This is a genomic window from Albidovulum sp. (assembly GCF_041919395.1).
In the GTDB taxonomy this organism is placed as follows: Bacteria; Pseudomonadota; Alphaproteobacteria; order Rhodobacterales; family Rhodobacteraceae; genus Albidovulum.
On record NZ_JAYRTX010000083.1, the window covers coordinates 1 to 15,415 of the forward strand.

Consider the following 15,415-nt stretch of genomic DNA (forward strand, 5'->3'; position numbering starts at 1 on the left):
GGCCCGTACTTTCCCCCCCGGCCGGGGGCGCGGCCGGGGGGCTCCGGGTTCTGACCGGGCGGGGGGGCCTCGGGCCCCCCGCGACCCCTTTCCGCTACCAGCGCCCCGTCCCGCCTCCGCCAGAGGAATGCCCGCCTTCGGGGCGGTCTGCCTCGCGTTCGCCGCCGCCTCGGTTCTTCACCCGGTCGTCGCGATCCTTTCGGGTGCCGCCGTTTCGCCTTGTCGGCAGGGTCGGATCACCTTTGGCGCCACGCCCGCGGCGGCGGAAGGCGACGACGGCAATGCCCGCGGCGATGACCGCGAAGGGCAGCCAGGCGGGCAGGCCGTCGCGCCGCGCAGGCGGGGCCTCGGGCAAAAGACGCGCCGCATGCTGCCGCGCGATCCGCGCCATCACCTCCCGCGAACCGGCCATGATGGAGCGCGCCGCTGCGCCCTGGCGGAGGTCGGGCAGGAAGTGGCGCGCGGCGATGTCTTCGGCCAGAACGTCATATCCCTGATCGTAGCCCGCGCCGAGCGTGATGCGGAGCTCGCGATCCTCGGTGGCCACGAGGACGAGGATGCCGTCGTTGCGCGCCCCGTCGCCAATGCCCCAGGCATTGAAGACGCCGGTCGCGAACGCCGCGAGCGTCGACGAGCCGTCGTAGTCGGATCGCGACCGGAGGGTGAGAACCGCCATTGCGACGCCGGTTTCCGTGCGCAGGGCAGCGAGTTCGGCGCGGAGGCGGCTTTCCTCGTCCTCGGGCAGCACCCCGGCGATGTCGGTGACGTAAGGGTCGCTCCGCAGCGGCCAGGGCTCCGCCGCGGCGGAGCGGGGGACGAGGGCCAGCGCGAGAACCATGAGGCAGCAGACGTGCCAGAGGCTCCGGAGCGGCCGGCGCCGGAGGCAGCCGTCAGCCATCGGCGAACCGTGCAAGGCAGGCATCGACCTCGGCACCCGGCATGCCTTCGGTCAGCGGCAGGAACGTTCCCTCGCCGAACATCGCCCGCGCCGCGTCGCGGATGGCGCGGTGCGTCACGCGGGCCAGCGCCGAGCCGAGCGAGATGCGGGCGACGCCGAGCCGCGCGAACTCCGCCCGCGTCAGCCGGGCGAAGGGGCCGGCCGCGAGCGCGTTCACCGGCTTGCCGGTGGCCTCGGCGATCCTGGCGAGGTCCGCGGGCGCGGGCGGGAAGGGTACATAGACGCAATCGGCCCCGGCCGAAGCGAAGGCGGTGACGCGGGCCAGCGCCTCCTCGAAGCCGTAGCCGCCGGTCATCACCCCGTCGGCCCGCGCGACGAGCACGAAATCGCGGGGCAGCGAGCGCGCGGCGGCGGCGGCGGCGCGGATGCGGTCCACGGCGAAGGCCCGGTCGTAGGCGCCCGCGCCGGGCAGGTCGGTATCCTCGATCGAGATGCCGGCGAGCCCGGCTTCCGCCGCGAGGCGCACGGTCTCGGCGCAGGTCTCGGGCGCCTTGCTGAAGCCGTTCTCGAAATCGCCCGAAACGGGCAGGGGGGTCGCCGAGACGAGATCGGCGGCATGGGCCAGCGCCTCGTCGCGGCTCACCGTGCCGCCGTCGGGCCGGCCGAGGGTGAAGGCATGGGCCGCCGAGGAGGTGGCGAGCGCCTGCGCACCGAGCGCGGCGAGCATCCGGGCCGAGCCCCGATCCCAGGCATTGGCGAGGATGAAGGGGTCGCCGGGGCGGTGCATGGCACGGAAGGCGGGGCCGGGGTCGTGGCGTGCGATGGCGGGCATGGCGGGCTCCTTTTTTCACGTTATGGCAGCAATTCCGCAGTCAGCCCCGGGATCGTTGCCGAATCTGGCAAGATCGACGCAATTTCCCCTGATTGCCGTCACCTTCACGCGCTAGACAGTCCCGATCGGCGCGTACCGATTCGGATTAGTGGGTGAAGGGAGTATTCCATGTCTGTGGTGGAGGCGGTATCGCGGCGCAGGGCCGTGATGATGGTGCTGGCGCTCGCCGGCTGCGGCGGCTCGTTCCGGACGTTCTACGATGAACCGGCCCCTTCGCAGGGGTGGCGGATCTCGGCTGTGGAGGTGACGGTGCCGCGCACGCTCTCCGTCTCGGAAGAGGAAAGCTTCGTGCCGAAGGCCGACATCGTCTGGCGCGAGGACCCTTCGGGCGACCGCTACAACCAGGTGGCGGCGATCATGAAGACCGCCATCTCGCGCGGGGCGGCGGGGCTCAAGGGCGGCCGTCCGGTGCGGCTCGAGGTGACGATGACGCGATTCCACGCGATGACCTTCACCGCCGAGACGCGGGCGCCGGCGGGTGTGCACGACATCGAGTTCGACATCACCGCGCGGGACGCGCGCACCGGGGAGGTGCTGGCGGGGCCGGAGCATGTCGAGGCCTCCTTCCCCGCGATGACCGGTGCCGCCATGGCGCGCGCCCGGCTCGCCGGCCAGTCGCAGAAGAGCCAGATCACCGACCATGTGGCCCGCACCATCGCAAGCTGGCTCGGTGTCATCCCCGACACGCGCCAGACCTTCTCGAGCGTCGGCGCCTGAGGCAGGGCGGGGCCCGCGTGGCCCCGCCGCCACCCCCCGGAACCCCTTGGCATGGCGCGGTTTCCGCGCTATCAGGACGGGCATGAAGTTCGACGGCATCATCTGCACCATGTGCATTACCGGCTGACAGACGTCAGGCGGGCCGTTCTTCTGTTTTCACGAGCATGAGAGACTGGTAAGCCCGCCGCCGGGACGCGCGCGCGAGGGATTTGGCCATGACGAGGATCAGGCTCTACAACACCAGGACCCGGGCGAAGGAGGACTTCGCGCCGATCGATCCGGCGAACGTGCGGATGTATGTCTGCGGCCCAACGGTCTATGACCGCGCTCACCTGGGCAATGCGCGCCCCGTGATCGTCTTCGACGTGCTCTTCCGGCTTCTGCGCCATGTCTACGGGCCGGACCACGTCACCTATGTCAGGAACTTCACCGACGTCGACGACAAGATCAACGCCGAGGCGCAGCGCCGCAAGGATGCCGGCGACCCGCGGTCGCTGGAAGACCTGATCCGCGAGCGCACCGACGAGACGATCCGCTGGTACCACGAGGACATGGCGGCGCTCGGCAACCTGCCGCCCGCGGCCGAGCCGCGCGCGACCGAGTATATCGGCCAGATGATCGCGATGATCTCGGACCTGATCGCCAGGGGCCATGCCTATGAGAAGGCGGGCCATGTCCTCTTCCGGGTGCGGTCTTACGAGGGCTACGGCAAGCTCTCGGGCCGGTCGGTCGACGACATGATCGCCGGCGCGCGGGTCGAGGTCGCGCCGTTCAAGGAAGACCCGATGGACTTCGTCCTCTGGAAGCCCTCCACCCCCGACCTGCCGGGATGGGAGAGCCCCTGGGGCCGGGGCCGGCCCGGCTGGCACATCGAATGCTCGGCGATGAGCCACGAGTTGCTGGGCGACAGCTTCGACATCCACGGCGGCGGCATCGACCTGCAGTTCCCGCACCACGAGAACGAGATCGCCCAGTCGATGTGCGCCCACCCGGAAAGCGAGTTCGCGCGGGTCTGGATGCACAACGAGATGCTGCAGGTCGAGGGCAGGAAGATGTCGAAGTCCTTGGGCAACTTCTTCACGGTGCGCGATCTGCTGGACCGGGGGATACCCGGCGAGGTGATCCGGTTCGTGATGCTGATGACGCATTATTCCAGGCCGATGGACTGGACGGAAAAGAAGCGACACGAGGCCGACAAGCGCTTGGACACGCTATTGCCTGCATTAACAATCGCGCTTGAAAAGGGACGGCCCCCGTCCGGTGCATGGCGTGATGTGCCTCGAGCTATAAGGGATTCACTCAGCAATGACCTTAACACCGCAGATGCAATAGCCTGTCTGGAAATGGCAGGTGATCTCCTTGTGAAAGCGCATCGCGGAGACCTCGTGCATCAATCAGGCGACCGGGTTGACCTGACGCACCTTTCAGTCGAGTTCCTGACAGGACTGGATGTATTAGGTCTTTACGGGTCACTTCTGAAGCGTCGGGCAGAGAGACAAGATGCTCGACATCTGCTCGACGAAAGGCATCTCGATCTGGTTGTCGCTTACGCTTTGGCTAAGCAAACGAAGGACTTTACTGCAGTGGATCGTCGCAAGAAGGCACTCGCGGATGCGGGAGTGGAGGTCCGGATTTCCAAGGATGCCATTGACCTCGTTCCCGGCCCTGACTTCGACCCCGCCAAGCTGGAGGCCCTGAAATGAGCCTCCATCCGGCACGACGCACCACACAGGTTCGCCCCCGGCCCGAGGGTGGGGGCGATTTCGCCCCCGCCCTGGGGGGCGGGTCGGGGGCGAACCGGGCCGCAGGCGGCCCGGAAGAGAAGGATCTGCGCGCCGCGCGTCTTGATGCTATGCACCCTGTCGCCCCGCACTTGATCCGGGGCCCCGCTCCATTCGCAGCGAGGCCCCGGCGCGGCGGCCGGGGCGGTGGAGAGGCCGCATGACCCGCGAACGCCTCTTCCTCTACGACACCACGCTGCGCGACGGCCAGCAGACCCAGGGCGTGCAGTTCTCGGTCGCGGACAAGGTGCAGATCGCGGCCGCCCTCGACGCCCTCGGGGTCGACTACATCGAGGGCGGGTGGCCCGGCGCCAACCCGACGGACAGCGACTTCTTCGCCGCGAGGCCGGAGACGCGCGCCACCTTCACCGCCTTCGGCATGACAAAGCGCGCCGGGAGGTCGGCCGAGAACGACGACGTGCTCGCCGCCGTCCTCAACGCCGGCACTCCCGCCGTCTGCCTCGTCGGCAAGACCCACGACTTTCACGTCGCCACCGCGCTCGGCATCACGCTCGACGAGAACCTCGACAACATCGCCGCCTCGGTCGCCCATGCCGTCGCGAAGGGGCGCGAGGCCATCTTCGACGCCGAGCACTTCTTCGAAGGCTTCAGGGCAAACCCGGACTATGCCGTCGCCGCCTGCAAGGCCGCCCATGACGCCGGCGCCCGCTGGGTCGTCCTCTGCGACACCAATGGCGGCACGCTGCCCCCCGACGTGCAGGCCGGGGTCAGGGCCGTCATCGCCGCCGGCGTTCCCGGACCCCATGTCGGCATCCACACCCATGACGATGCCGGCCTCGGCGTCGCCAATTCGCTCGCCGCCGTCACCGCCGGCGCGCGCCAGATCCAGGGCACGCTGAACGGCCTCGGCGAACGCTGCGGCAATGCCAACCTGACGACGCTCATTCCGACGCTCCTTCTGAAGGAACCCTATGCCAGCCGCTTTAAGACCGGCATCACGATGGAGGCGCTCCACGGCCTGACCAAGGCGAGCCGGATGCTCGACGACATCCTGAACCGGGTGCCCCTGCGCAGTGCCCCTTACGTCGGCGCCTCGGCCTTCGCGCACAAGGCGGGGCTTCATGCCAGCGCGATCCTGAAGGACCCCTCGACCTACGAACATGTCGACCCCGCGCTGGTCGGCAACGAGCGCCTGATCCCGATCTCGAACCAGGCCGGCCAGTCGAACCTGCGCGCCCGCCTCGCCGCCGCCGGGATCGCCGCGCCCGAGAACGGCGCGCTCGCCCGCATCCTCGACACGGTCAAGACGCGCGAGGACCAGGGCTATGCCTATGACGGCGCGCAGGCCTCGTTCGAGCTTCTGGCGCGGCGGGAACTCGGCCTCCTGCCCGATTTCTTCGAGGTCAAGCGCTACCGCGTCACGGTCGAGCGGCGGAAGAACAAGTACAACGAGATGATCACGCTGTCCGAAGCGGTCGTCGTGGTGAAGATCGGCGGGCAGAAGATGCTGTCGGTCAGCGAGTCGATGGACGAGACGGGATCGGACCGCGGCCCGGTCAACGCGCTATCGAAGGCGCTGGCCAAGGATCTCGGCCCCTATCAGGCCTGCATCGACGACATGAAGCTGGTCGATTTCAAGGTCCGGATCACGCAAGGCGGCACCGAGGCCGTGACCCGCGTCATCATCGACAGCGAGGACAGCGCGGGCCACCGCTGGTCGACGGTCGGGGTCAGCCCGAACATCGTGGACGCGAGCTTCGAGGCGCTCTTGGACGCGATCACCTGGAAGCTGGTGCGCGACGGCGCGGTTCCGGCCGGCGGGGCGCAGGCATGACGCCCGATCCGTCGTTCTTCACGCTCCACCGCGACCTGCCGCGCGAGGGGCCGGGGCGGCCGGAGGACGTGCACTGGGCGCTCTACGCCGCCGCCGTGCCCGAGGAGGCCCGGATCGCCGACCTCGCCTGCGGGCCGGGCGCGGACACGCGGACGCTGGCCAAGGCGCGGCCGGGCGCCCGGATCGAAGCCGTGGACCGCGTGCCGCATTTCGTCGCCGAAGCCCGGGCTGCCGTCGCGCCCTATGGCGCGCGGGTGACGGTGCGCGAAGGCGACATGGCGGAGGTGACCGGGCCTTACGATTTCATCTGGTGCGCGGGGGGCATCTATTTCCTTGGTGTGACCGAGGGGCTGCTGCTCTGGCGGAAGGCCCTTGCCCCGGGCGGGCGGGTCGCCTTCTCCGAGCCCTGCCTTCCGCCACGCGCCTCGGCGGCTGCGCACGCCTTCTGGGCCGAGGAGTATCCCGCGATCACCGGTATCGAGGGCATCCGAAGGCGGGTGGCTGCGGCCGGCTGTCGCGTGCTCGGGGAGCGCATGGTCCTCGGCGCGGCCTTCCGCGACTATTACGATCCGATGGCCCGGCGGATCGCGGCCCTGCGGCCGGGGGCGGACGCGGCCCTCGGGGGTGTGCTCGACGCGGCCGAGACCGAGATCGAACGCTGGCAGGCGGCGCCCGACGACATCGCCTACGCGCTTCTGGTCGTGGCCCCGGAATGAGCATCGAGGTCTGCGCGCGGCTGGTCGAGGAGGGCGATCCCGACCGTTTCGACGCGACGATGGCCGCGCCGGCGGAGGCGCGGCTGCGGCTCTGGCCGCTCTACGCCGTGAACCTGGAGATCGCCCGCGCACCCTGGGCCGCGCGGGAGCCGATGCTGGCGGAGATGCGGCTGCAATGGTGGATCGACACGATCCGCGACCTTGGCGCGGGCCGCGAGCGCAGGGGCCATCCCGTGATCGAGGCGCTGGCTCCGATGCTCGCCGCGGACAGCAACCTCGCCGAACTGCTCTGCGGCCTCGCCGAGGCGCGGCGGTGGGACTGCCTGTCCGAACCCTTCGAGGACCGCGCCCATTTCGACGCCTATCTCGATGCCACGGCGGGCAACCTCATGTGGGGCGCGGCCTGCGCGCTCGGCGCGCCGCAGGGCGCCGAGGCCGTGGTGCGCGACCTTGCCTGGGGTGCGGGCCTCGCCCAATGGCTTCGCGCGGCCCCGGAGCTTGAGGCGCGTGGCCGCCTGCCGCTCGTCGATGGCCGTCCCGAAGCGATAGGAGCGCTCGCCGCTGAGGGTCGCGCCCGCATCGCGCGGGGACGGCGCGTCCGCACCATCGTTCCGGCCCCGGCGCGCCCCGCGCTCTGGTCTGCCGCAGGCGCCGATGCCGTGTTGCGGCGGGCAGCGGCGCGCGCGACCCTCGTCGCCGCCGGCGGCCTCGCCCCGTCCGAATTCGCGCGCCGTGGAAGGCTGCTCTGGGTGGCGCTCACCGGGCGTTTCTGACCGAAGCGGCTTCGCCGTTGCAGGGAGGACCCGGACGTCCGGGGGCAGCGCCCCAGACAGCCGGCGCCGGGCGCTCAGGCCTTCGGCCGCAGCACCAGCCAGATGAGCGAGCCGCCGGCGAGGACGAGGAAGGGGATCATGGCGAGGTTCACCGCCTGCCAACCGGCGACCACGCTGGTGCCGGAGCAGTTCATCAGCCCGCCCGATGCGAAGGAGGCCGCGGTGACGCCGCCAAAGACGACAAGGTCGTTGATCCCCTGGATGCGGCCGCGTTCCTCCGGCGCATGGGCCGTGGAGAGGAGCGTCGTCGCGCCGATAAAGCCGAAGTTCCAGCCGATTCCGAGAAGGACGAGGGCCGCGTAGAACTGTTCCAGATCCACCCCCGTCATCGCCACCGCACCGGCCGCAGCGAGGATGGCAAGGCCGATCCCGACGACGACCGGCGCTCCGAGGCGGGCGATCAGATGGCCGGTGAAGAAGGAGGGGATGAACATCGCGAGCACATGCGCCGAGACGATGTCGGCCGCATCCGACTTGCCGAAGCCGCAGCCGACGACGGCGAGGGGCGTCGAGGTCATCACGAGATTCATCAGCGCGTAGCTGACCATTCCGCAGATCATCGCCACGGCGATGGTCGGGTCGCGAAGAATCGCGCCTCGGGCGCGGCCGGCGGGCGCGCCCTCGGCACGGCGTGGCGGCGTCGGGATGTCGAGGAGGAAGAAGAGAAGGGCGCCGAGGAGGTTCACGGCGACCGCGGCCAGATAGGTGCCGAGGAAAGCGACCGGCATCGCCTCGGCTGTCACCTTCACCAGCTGCGGCCCGACGATGGCCGAGGCGAGCCCGCCCGCCATCACCCAGGAAATCGCCTTCGGCCGGAAGGCGGGCGAGGCAGTGTCGGCGGCGGCGAAGCGGTAGAACCCCTGCGCCGACATGTAGAACCCGGTGAGGAAGGCGCCGATGACGAAGATTGCGAAGGAGCCCTGCCAGAGGCCGAAGGCCGAGATGGCGGCCCCCGCGGCCCCGGCGCCGGCGCCGAGCCAGAAACCCGCGCGCCGGCCGTGGCGCGCCATCAGCGCGGAGAGCGGCGTGGCCGCCGTCATCGAGCCGAGGACCGTCATCGAGATCGGCAGCGTCGCCCAGCAGGGGTTCGGCGCCAGCATCTGCCCGGCGAGCCCTGCGACGGTGAAGATCATCGGCATCTGCGCGCCGAGCACCGCCTGCGCGGCGACCAGCACCCAGACGTTGCGGCGGGCGCGGGAATCGTCGTCTTGCGACAGGGGGGAATCTGCGGTGGCCATGGGCGATCCCTAGTCTCAGGACGAGGCCTTGGGCAAGGGCGCTTCCGCGTCCCTGCGCGCGGAAATCGCATGGGCGAGACCGCCAGGCGCCAGCAATCGCTCAGACGTCGGGCGGCAGGAGGCCGAGGCCGCGCAGGTAGATGCCGATACCGGTCTCAAGGATGTCCTCGGGCGGGAAGGGCGCGCGCGCGCCCGGTGCGCCACGGGTGTAAAGCTCCACGACGCCGTGGCTCAGGGCCCATATATGGGCCGAGAACATCGAGGCGGGCGGGCGCTTGCCGGCCGGGATATGCTGCGAAAGCGCCTCGGCCGAGCGGGTGAAGACGTGGCGCGCGCGTTCGGCGGAGCGGGCGAGGTCGGGGTTTGCGTTCAGCGAGATGCCGCTTTCGAACATCGCCATGTAATGGCCGGGGAACTTCCGAGCGAAGGCGAGGTAGGCGCGCCCCGTCGCCTCGAAGGCGGCCAGCGCCGAGGGCCTGCCCTCGTTGAAGGCGTGGTCCATGAGATCTGCGAAGATCTCGAAGCCCTGCCGGGCGATCTCGGCGATGAGGTCGTCGCGCCCGGCGAAATGGCGGTAGACGGCGGCCGGCGTCACGCCCGCCGACTTGGCCGCGTCCGAGAGCGTGAAGCCCTGCGGACCCTGGCGCTCGATCAGCGCGAGTGCCGCGTCGATCAGGGCCTGGCGGAGGTTTCCGTGATGGTAGCCGCGTTTAGACATTCAGGATGTCGGGACCGGCGCAGATCTTCGCGTCCACCTTGCCGATCGCCGCCTTGTCCTTGCCGGCATAGTCCACGGCATGAAGCACGGTCTGGATCGCCGCGATCCGGGCACGCTTCTTGTCATCTGCGCGCAGCACCGTCCAGGGGGCGGTCTTGGTGTGCGATTTCGCCAGCGTCTCGGCGATGGCTTCGGAATAGGCGTCCCATTTCTTCAGGCCCTCGACGTCGATCCAGCTGAGTTTCCACTGCTTCAGCGGGTCCCTTTCGCGTGCGAGGAAGCGGCGCAGTTGTTCGGCGCGGCCGACCGAGAGCCAGAGCTTCACAAGCGTGATGCCCTCCTCGGCCAGCATCTTCTCGAAATCCGGAAGCTGCCGGAAGAAGAGTTTCCGCTGGGCATCGGTGCAGAAGCCGAACACCTTCTCCACGACGCCCCGGTTATACCAGGACCGGTCAAAGAGCGCGACTTCACCCGCCGCCGGGAGCCAGTCCACATAGCGCTGGAAATACCATTGCGTCGCCTCGCGCTCGCTCGGTTTCGGCAGGGCGACGATGTAGGCGTTGCGCGGGTTGAGGTTTTCGCGCATCCGCTCGATGGCGCCGCCCTTCCCGGCCGCGTCGCGTCCCTCGAAGAGCACGGTCAGACGCCCGCCGGCGGCCCGCAACCCGTATTGCATCTTCACCAGCTCGATCTGGAGCTTCTCCATGTGGTGGTCGTAATCCTTCCCGCTCATTTCCTCGTCATAGGGGAAGTCCTGCGACAGCATGTCGTCCTTGTCCGCTTGCTCGATCGCCTTGCGGACATGGGCGGGCGCCTCCTCGTTGAGAAACCGCGTGATGTCGCCGACGAAAGGGATCGTGCCGGGGTCGGGCGTGGTCGCGTCGTTCTTGGCCATGGAACGTCTCCTCGCGGTCATGACGCCGCCAGTATGACCATCGCGGGGGCGCGTGCAATCGGCGCCTGAGGCGCGGCGGGGCCCGTCCCCGTCACCCGGTCAGTTGCCGATTCGCTCCATCTCGAAGGGCGTGGTCTGGTAGATCTCGTTGATCCAGTTGCCGTAAAGCAGGTGCGCATGGCTGCGCCAGCGGTTCAGGGGCGGGCGCGAGGGATCGTCGTCCGGATAGTAGTTCTGCGGCACGTTGATCGCCGTGCCGCTGGCCACGTCGCGGTCGTACTCCTGCTTCAGCGTCTCGCTGTCGTATTCGAAGTGATTGAAGATGTAGAGCGCGCGGTGGCAGGTGTCCTCGACGAGGCAGGGGCCGACCTCATCGCTCCCGAGAAGCGTCCTGAGGCCCGGCGCGGTCTCGATCTCGGCATCCTTCATCTCGGTCCAGCGGCTGACCGGGATCACGAAATCGTCGGAGAAGCCGCGCAGGTAGGGCGAGGCGGGTACGAGGTTCTGGTGACGGAAGCAGCCGAAGGCCTTGTGGTCCAGCATGTGCTTCTTCACTCCGTGGAAATGATAGGCCATCGCCATTCCGCCCCAGCAGACGCCGAAGGTCGAATGGACGTGGGTCTGCGTCCAGTCCATCACCTCGCAGAGCTCGTCCCAGTAGGTCACTTCCTCGAAGGGCAGATGCTCGATCGGCGCACCGGTGATGATCAGCCCGTCGAACTTCTCGCCTGCGGCCTTCACCTCCTGGAAGGGACGGTAAAAGGCGGCCATGTGCTCGGAGGCGGTGTTCCGTGTCTGGTGCTCGCTCATCCGGATGAGCTGGAAGTCGATCTGAAGGGGGGTCGCGCCGATCAGCCGGGCGAACTGGTTCTCGGTCTGGATCTTCTTGGGCATCAGGTTCAGAAGCCCGATCCTGATCGGCCGGATGTCCTGGTGCGCGGCGCGGTCCGGCGTCATCACCATGACGCCTTCCTTCGAGAGGACCTCGAAGGCGGGAAGCGTCGCGGGCAGGGTGATGGGCATCGTCTCTCTCTCTCCTGTCGGGAATGCCGGGGATAGCGCCGTCAGGCGTCGCGCTCAAGGGCGCGGGCGGCGATCGCGCGGGCGACAAGCTCGACGAAATCGTCGGCGGAGCGGACCTCGGCGACCTCTTCGGCCGTGACCCTGACGCCCCAGTGCCGAGCCATCGCGGCATAGCGCGGCTGGCGGTGGGCCATGGCGCGGGCATAGGTCCAGCGCACGAAGGCGTCGGGATCGACTTCGTGCTCGTTCAGGCCATTGGCGCCGAGATACTCGTTCCAGGCGGCGCGGAGGAACGCGGGCTGGTAGTACATCGGCTTCGGCGCCTTGTCGAAACGGCGGGCAAGTTCCGCCGAGTGCGCCTCGGACCCGGCGATCCAGATCAGGAGCACGACGTCCGACAACGCCGAGAGGATGGGGTCGGCGGGATCCCCGGGCTCCACCACCTCGCAGATGGAGCCGCCCGAGTCGCAGACGAAATGGTCGTAGCCGTAGAGCGCGCCAGCGCGGTCGATGAACCGGCCGGTATCCATGAGCGCCGCGATCTCGGCCTCGCGGTGCTGTTCCTGCCGCGTCATGTATTCGCCGAAGGGCAGGCCGCCCCTTGCCGGATCGCCGGGCTTGCCGAGGTAGGTCGAGAGCGGCGCGAGGTTGTTGAAGGTGATGTTGGAGGTGATGTGGACCGAATCCGTCATCAGCAGGTCGCGCAGGAGCGGCACCTTCATCGCCTCGCGCTTGAAGTTGTCGGCGATGTGTTCGCCCATGTAGCGCGTGCCGATGCGGTAATCGATGGAGTAGTGAAACCAGTCCCCCGCGTCGCGCAGGAGGTTCGAGACATGGGTCTTGCCGAGGCCCGACATGCCGAAGAGAAGTACCCGCTTCCTCGGGGCCGCGCGCCAGTCTTCGGGGGTTGCGTAGATCATGGGTCCGTCCGTCTCGGTTTCCGGCTGATTAGCGGGAAGCCGTGGAAACTTCACGCGCTTTCTTGCGATGGCTTCGAGGCAGGCCGAGCCTTCCGTCGAGAATGAGGAGGCCGAGCGCGAGAAGGCCGAAACCGGCCCACGCGCGGGGGGAGAGTGCCTCCTGGTAGACCGCCGCGCCGAGCGCGATGGCGAAGGGCGGGATGAGAAGCGTGACGAGGCTGAGGTTGCCCGCGCCAGCGCGGGCGAGGACCGCGTAGTAGAGGAGATAGGCGAGCGCGGAGGCTGCGAAGGCAAGGTATCCCAGAGCGATCCAGGTGGCCGGCCGGTAGTCGAGGGTCGGGACGCCGTCGGTCAGGAGCGCCGCAGGGATAATGAAGAACGTGGCGGCGGTCAGCATCCCGGCGGCCGACACCTCGGGCCGGAGGCCCTTGACGGCGCTGCGGGCGAAGGTCGCGGCGAAGGCGTAGGAGAGGGAGGCCCCGAGGATGGCGAGCTGGCCCGCCGAGGCCGGGTCCAAGGCCGTGACCGCATCGCGCCCCATGACCGTTGCGACCCCGGCGAGGCCGAGGAGGACGGCAACGCCCTTGCGCAGCGTCAGCCGCTCATCGGCAAAGGCGAAGGTGGCGACGAGGACGGTGAAGACGGCCGTCGTCGCATTGAGGATCGCGGCGAGGCCGGAGGGCACATGGCTCTGGCCCCAGACGATGAGCGTGAAGGGGATGACGTTGTTGAGGACGCCCATGACCGCGAAGCGCCAGATCAGCCCGGGGTCGCACGGCAGCGGAAGCCGGCGAAGGGCGATCCAGGCCCAGAGAGCGACCGCGGCGCCCGTCACCCGGAAGGCGACCGTGGTCAGCACCGGCACCTGCTCGATCGCCGCCCGGTTGGAGAGGAACGATGCCCCCCAGATCACCGAGAGGAGGAGAAGCAGCGCCCAGGCCGCGCGCGACATCTTCTGCTGGGGGACGATGTGTGACATGCCGCGACGCTATCCGCGTCGGCGGCGGCACGCCACCCGGTTCCTGCGCAACCGGGCGAAAGCGGAAGGCCCCGCGCGGGGCGCGGGGCCTTCCCATGATCCGTGACCGGATCAGAAGCTGTAGGCGACGCGCAGGCCGGCCCCGATTGCATCGTTGTCGCTGAAATCCGCGCCAAGCGTGGTGGTGGCGCCACCGACCTTGATGTAGCGCACCCCGCCGGTGATCTTCATGTTGTCGCGCGTGTAGGTCGCGGCGAGACCAACGCTCGTGAAGCCGTCTGTCGGGCCGAGGTTGCCGGTGATGTCGCCGTTCGACGGCTCATAGCTGACTGTCACGGCGCCCGACCAGGTCTCGTTGAACTTGCGGCCGAGGCCGAGATTGTACGTCACCCGGTCCGACTGGTAGGACACCAGCGGCCGCGGTCCGTAGATCCCGTCGTAAACCGGCGGGGCGATGACGAATGCGGTCCAGTCGACCCAGCGCACGGAGCCGAACAGCAGCGTGTCCGCGGCGATCCCGGTCTGAAATTCGAGGTTCACCGACTGCGGAATCTCGACGTCTTGCCGGACCACCGAGGGGGCGGTGATGTTGCTGGTTTCGCTCATCTCCAGCGAATGGGTGATGGCCGAGTTGTAGGTGAGCGCGATGCGGGCTGCGATCTCGGGCTTTTCCCATGCGACCCCGATGACATAGCCGGCCTGGTAGTCGCGGTTGGTCTGAAGCGCGTAGTCGATGGCGATCGGGCTGACCGGCGGCACGGTCCGGATGTTGACCTGCCCCTCGACGGATTCCAGGCGCAGCCCTCCGTAGACCGAGAAGTTGGACGGCAACTTGTACCGGAGGAGCCCGGTCAGCGCCATCGAATCCACCTCGGCGTTGGTTCCGGCCAGCGGATAGGGTGCGGTGGCGGGATAGTCGATGTCTGCGCCGATAGGCTGGTCGAGGATGATTGCCACGTCGAGGTTGTCGCCGAGCTGCTGCTTGTATCCCAGCGTGACGGTGTTGTAGCTGCCCAGCATGTTGCCGGAACTGAAGACGCCGCCCAGCGTGCCCGAGACGTCGGGATCGGCGAAGCCGAGGCTGAATTCGGCGTAGGTCCCGGTCTCGAACAGGATCGACATCGATTGAGCCGACCGCTCGAGCCCGCCCGCCCAGGAGGCTGATGCACTGATGGCCAGCGCGCTGGCTGTCACTAGAACACGTCCCATAGTCCTCATCCCTAACGTGTTATGGTTATGTAACGGGACCCTAAATCCACGGCCGCCGCAGCGTCAATCAATGACGTGGCGTATGAAGGTCGCACAACCTCAAGTGACGCGGCGGAATCGCGTCTCGGAACGGATGTTGATCCAGTTCGCGGCGAAGATGACAGCGCCGCCGACCAGCACGACGGGGTCGAGGGACTCGCCATAAAGTGCCATCCCGACGACGGCGATGAGCGGCAGCCTCAGGAAGTCGAGCGGGGTCACCACAACGGCGGGCGCGAGTGAAAGCGCCTTCGTCAGGCCGAGATGGGCGAGAAGCCCGGCGAGGCCGAGGATCAGGACCCAGGGCAGGGTGTCCGGACCCGGCAGCGTGACGTCGCCGTCCCAGCCCGCCGTGATAAGGCCAAGCCCGCTCTGCATCGCCGTGAGCCAGAAGAGGATCGCCATGACCGGCGTGACGCGGGTGAGCGTCTTGGTGACAAGGGCGGTCGCCGCGAAGGCCACCGCGCTGAGGAGTGCGGCCACGAGTCCGGGCGAGAACCCCGCGAGGGATCCTGGCCGTGCGACGACGAGGACCCCGAGGAACCCGATGAGCGCCGAAAGCGCGCGGGCCGGCGTGAGCCGTTCCTTGAGGAACAGCGGCGCGGCCAGCGCGACCATGACGGGCGATGAGAACTCGAGCGCGAAAAGCTGCGCCAGCGGGATGAGGGCGAGTGCGTAGAGCCAGAGGTTCTGGCCGGCAAAATGCAGGAGATTCCTGAGCAGGTGCCGTCCGAGATGGCGGGGAGCCAGTGCCGACCTCTG

Annotated in this window: 15 protein-coding genes; 5 read left to right on the forward strand and 10 right to left on the reverse strand. The window is 68.7% G+C overall.

The genetic code is table 11. From position 1 onward, the window contains the following. Window positions 1–94: 94 nt before the first annotated feature. Window positions 95–898, reverse strand: coding sequence for a TPM domain-containing protein (locus ACMUOO_RS13190; protein ID WP_301918909.1), 804 nt, complete (start codon window positions 896–898; stop codon window positions 95–97). Beyond that, window positions 891–1,730: an isocitrate lyase/PEP mutase family protein gene (locus tag ACMUOO_RS13195; protein ID WP_301918910.1), complete on the reverse strand. Its 840-nt coding sequence runs from the start codon at window positions 1,728–1,730 to the stop codon at window positions 891–893. The genes ACMUOO_RS13190 and ACMUOO_RS13195 overlap by 8 nt, the downstream gene beginning before the upstream one ends. Before the next feature lie 168 nt (window positions 1,731–1,898). Between ACMUOO_RS13195 and ACMUOO_RS13200 the strand changes: the two genes are divergently transcribed. The 5 genes from ACMUOO_RS13200 (at window position 1,899) to ACMUOO_RS13220 (ending at window position 7,572) form a co-directional block, all read left to right on the forward strand. Then, window positions 1,899–2,507 carry a DUF6778 family protein gene (locus ACMUOO_RS13200; RefSeq protein WP_301918911.1) on the forward strand — a complete coding sequence of 203 codons (609 nt, stop codon included), beginning with the start codon at window positions 1,899–1,901 and terminating at the stop codon, window positions 2,505–2,507. Between the two features lie 215 nt (window positions 2,508–2,722). Then, window positions 2,723–4,210 (forward strand): cysteine--tRNA ligase, encoded by a 1,488-nt coding sequence (gene cysS, locus ACMUOO_RS13205; RefSeq protein WP_301918912.1) that lies wholly within the window; start codon window positions 2,723–2,725, stop codon window positions 4,208–4,210. Between the two features lie 238 nt (window positions 4,211–4,448). Continuing rightward, window positions 4,449–6,083: a citramalate synthase gene (cimA, locus tag ACMUOO_RS13210; RefSeq protein ID WP_301918124.1), complete on the forward strand. Its 1,635-nt coding sequence runs from the start codon at window positions 4,449–4,451 to the stop codon at window positions 6,081–6,083. After that, on the forward strand, window positions 6,080–6,799 hold the full coding sequence (locus tag ACMUOO_RS13215; RefSeq protein WP_301918125.1) for a class I SAM-dependent methyltransferase: 720 nt from the start codon (window positions 6,080–6,082) through the stop codon (window positions 6,797–6,799). The genes cimA and ACMUOO_RS13215 overlap by 4 nt, the downstream gene beginning before the upstream one ends. Next, entirely contained in the window at window positions 6,796–7,572 is a 777-nt protein-coding gene (locus tag ACMUOO_RS13220; protein WP_301918126.1) for a squalene/phytoene synthase family protein, read from the forward strand. The genes ACMUOO_RS13215 and ACMUOO_RS13220 overlap by 4 nt, the downstream gene beginning before the upstream one ends. 74 nt (window positions 7,573–7,646) lie before the next feature. Here ACMUOO_RS13220 and ACMUOO_RS13225 read toward each other — a convergent pair whose 3' ends face one another. The 8 genes from ACMUOO_RS13225 to ACMUOO_RS13260 all read right to left on the reverse strand — a co-directional run. Then, on the reverse strand, window positions 7,647–8,870 hold the full coding sequence (locus ACMUOO_RS13225; protein ID WP_301918127.1) for an MFS transporter: 1,224 nt from the start codon (window positions 8,868–8,870) through the stop codon (window positions 7,647–7,649). Between the two features lie 100 nt (window positions 8,871–8,970). Continuing rightward, the gene (locus ACMUOO_RS13230) at window positions 8,971–9,588 is read right to left on the reverse strand and encodes a TetR/AcrR family transcriptional regulator (protein WP_301918128.1); all 618 of its coding nucleotides are present in this window, start codon (window positions 9,586–9,588) and stop codon (window positions 8,971–8,973) included. Beyond that, complete coding sequence (gene ppk2 / locus ACMUOO_RS13235; protein ID WP_301918129.1) at window positions 9,581–10,483, reverse strand: polyphosphate kinase 2; 903 nt, start codon at window positions 10,481–10,483, stop codon at window positions 9,581–9,583. Before ppk2 ends, ACMUOO_RS13230 begins: the two co-directional genes overlap by 8 nt. A 99-nt stretch (window positions 10,484–10,582) precedes the next feature. Continuing rightward, entirely contained in the window at window positions 10,583–11,506 is a 924-nt protein-coding gene (gene metA, locus ACMUOO_RS13240; protein WP_301918130.1) for a homoserine O-acetyltransferase MetA, read from the reverse strand. A 41-nt stretch (window positions 11,507–11,547) separates the two neighbouring features. Then, window positions 11,548–12,426 (reverse strand): ATPase, encoded by an 879-nt coding sequence (locus ACMUOO_RS13245; protein WP_301918131.1) that lies wholly within the window; start codon window positions 12,424–12,426, stop codon window positions 11,548–11,550. Between the two features lie 28 nt (window positions 12,427–12,454). Continuing rightward, window positions 12,455–13,405, reverse strand: coding sequence for a DMT family transporter (locus tag ACMUOO_RS13250; protein WP_301918132.1), 951 nt, complete (start codon window positions 13,403–13,405; stop codon window positions 12,455–12,457). Window positions 13,406–13,516: 111 nt separating this feature from the next. After that, window positions 13,517–14,614: an outer membrane protein transport protein gene (locus ACMUOO_RS13255; protein ID WP_301918133.1), complete on the reverse strand. Its 1,098-nt coding sequence runs from the start codon at window positions 14,612–14,614 to the stop codon at window positions 13,517–13,519. A 99-nt stretch (window positions 14,615–14,713) separates the two neighbouring features. Next, window positions 14,714–15,415: DMT family transporter (locus tag ACMUOO_RS13260; protein ID WP_413855482.1), on the reverse strand; the 702-nt coding region annotated here is incomplete at its 5' end.

What these genes read in the sequence shown, in the direction of transcription:
- ACMUOO_RS13190 (WP_301918909.1), bottom strand. Translation starts at nt 898, where the DNA reads ATGGCTGACGGCTGCCTCCGGCGCCGGCCGCTCCGGAGCCTCTGGCAC.
- ACMUOO_RS13195 (WP_301918910.1), bottom strand. Translation starts at nt 1,730, where the DNA reads ATGCCCGCCATCGCACGCCACGACCCCGGCCCCGCCTTCCGTGCCATG.
- ACMUOO_RS13200 (WP_301918911.1), top strand. Translation starts at nt 1,899, where the DNA reads ATGTCTGTGGTGGAGGCGGTATCGCGGCGCAGGGCCGTGATGATGGTG.
- cysS (WP_301918912.1), top strand. Translation starts at nt 2,723, where the DNA reads ATGACGAGGATCAGGCTCTACAACACCAGGACCCGGGCGAAGGAGGAC.
- cimA (WP_301918124.1), top strand. Translation starts at nt 4,449, where the DNA reads ATGACCCGCGAACGCCTCTTCCTCTACGACACCACGCTGCGCGACGGC.
- ACMUOO_RS13215 (WP_301918125.1), top strand. Translation starts at nt 6,080, where the DNA reads ATGACGCCCGATCCGTCGTTCTTCACGCTCCACCGCGACCTGCCGCGC.
- ACMUOO_RS13220 (WP_301918126.1), top strand. Translation starts at nt 6,796, where the DNA reads ATGAGCATCGAGGTCTGCGCGCGGCTGGTCGAGGAGGGCGATCCCGAC.
- ACMUOO_RS13225 (WP_301918127.1), bottom strand. Translation starts at nt 8,870, where the DNA reads ATGGCCACCGCAGATTCCCCCCTGTCGCAAGACGACGATTCCCGCGCC.
- ACMUOO_RS13230 (WP_301918128.1), bottom strand. Translation starts at nt 9,588, where the DNA reads ATGTCTAAACGCGGCTACCATCACGGAAACCTCCGCCAGGCCCTGATC.
- ppk2 (WP_301918129.1), bottom strand. Translation starts at nt 10,483, where the DNA reads ATGGCCAAGAACGACGCGACCACGCCCGACCCCGGCACGATCCCTTTC.
- metA (WP_301918130.1), bottom strand. Translation starts at nt 11,506, where the DNA reads ATGCCCATCACCCTGCCCGCGACGCTTCCCGCCTTCGAGGTCCTCTCG.
- ACMUOO_RS13245 (WP_301918131.1), bottom strand. Translation starts at nt 12,426, where the DNA reads ATGATCTACGCAACCCCCGAAGACTGGCGCGCGGCCCCGAGGAAGCGG.
- ACMUOO_RS13250 (WP_301918132.1), bottom strand. Translation starts at nt 13,405, where the DNA reads ATGTCACACATCGTCCCCCAGCAGAAGATGTCGCGCGCGGCCTGGGCG.
- ACMUOO_RS13255 (WP_301918133.1), bottom strand. Translation starts at nt 14,614, where the DNA reads ATGGGACGTGTTCTAGTGACAGCCAGCGCGCTGGCCATCAGTGCATCA.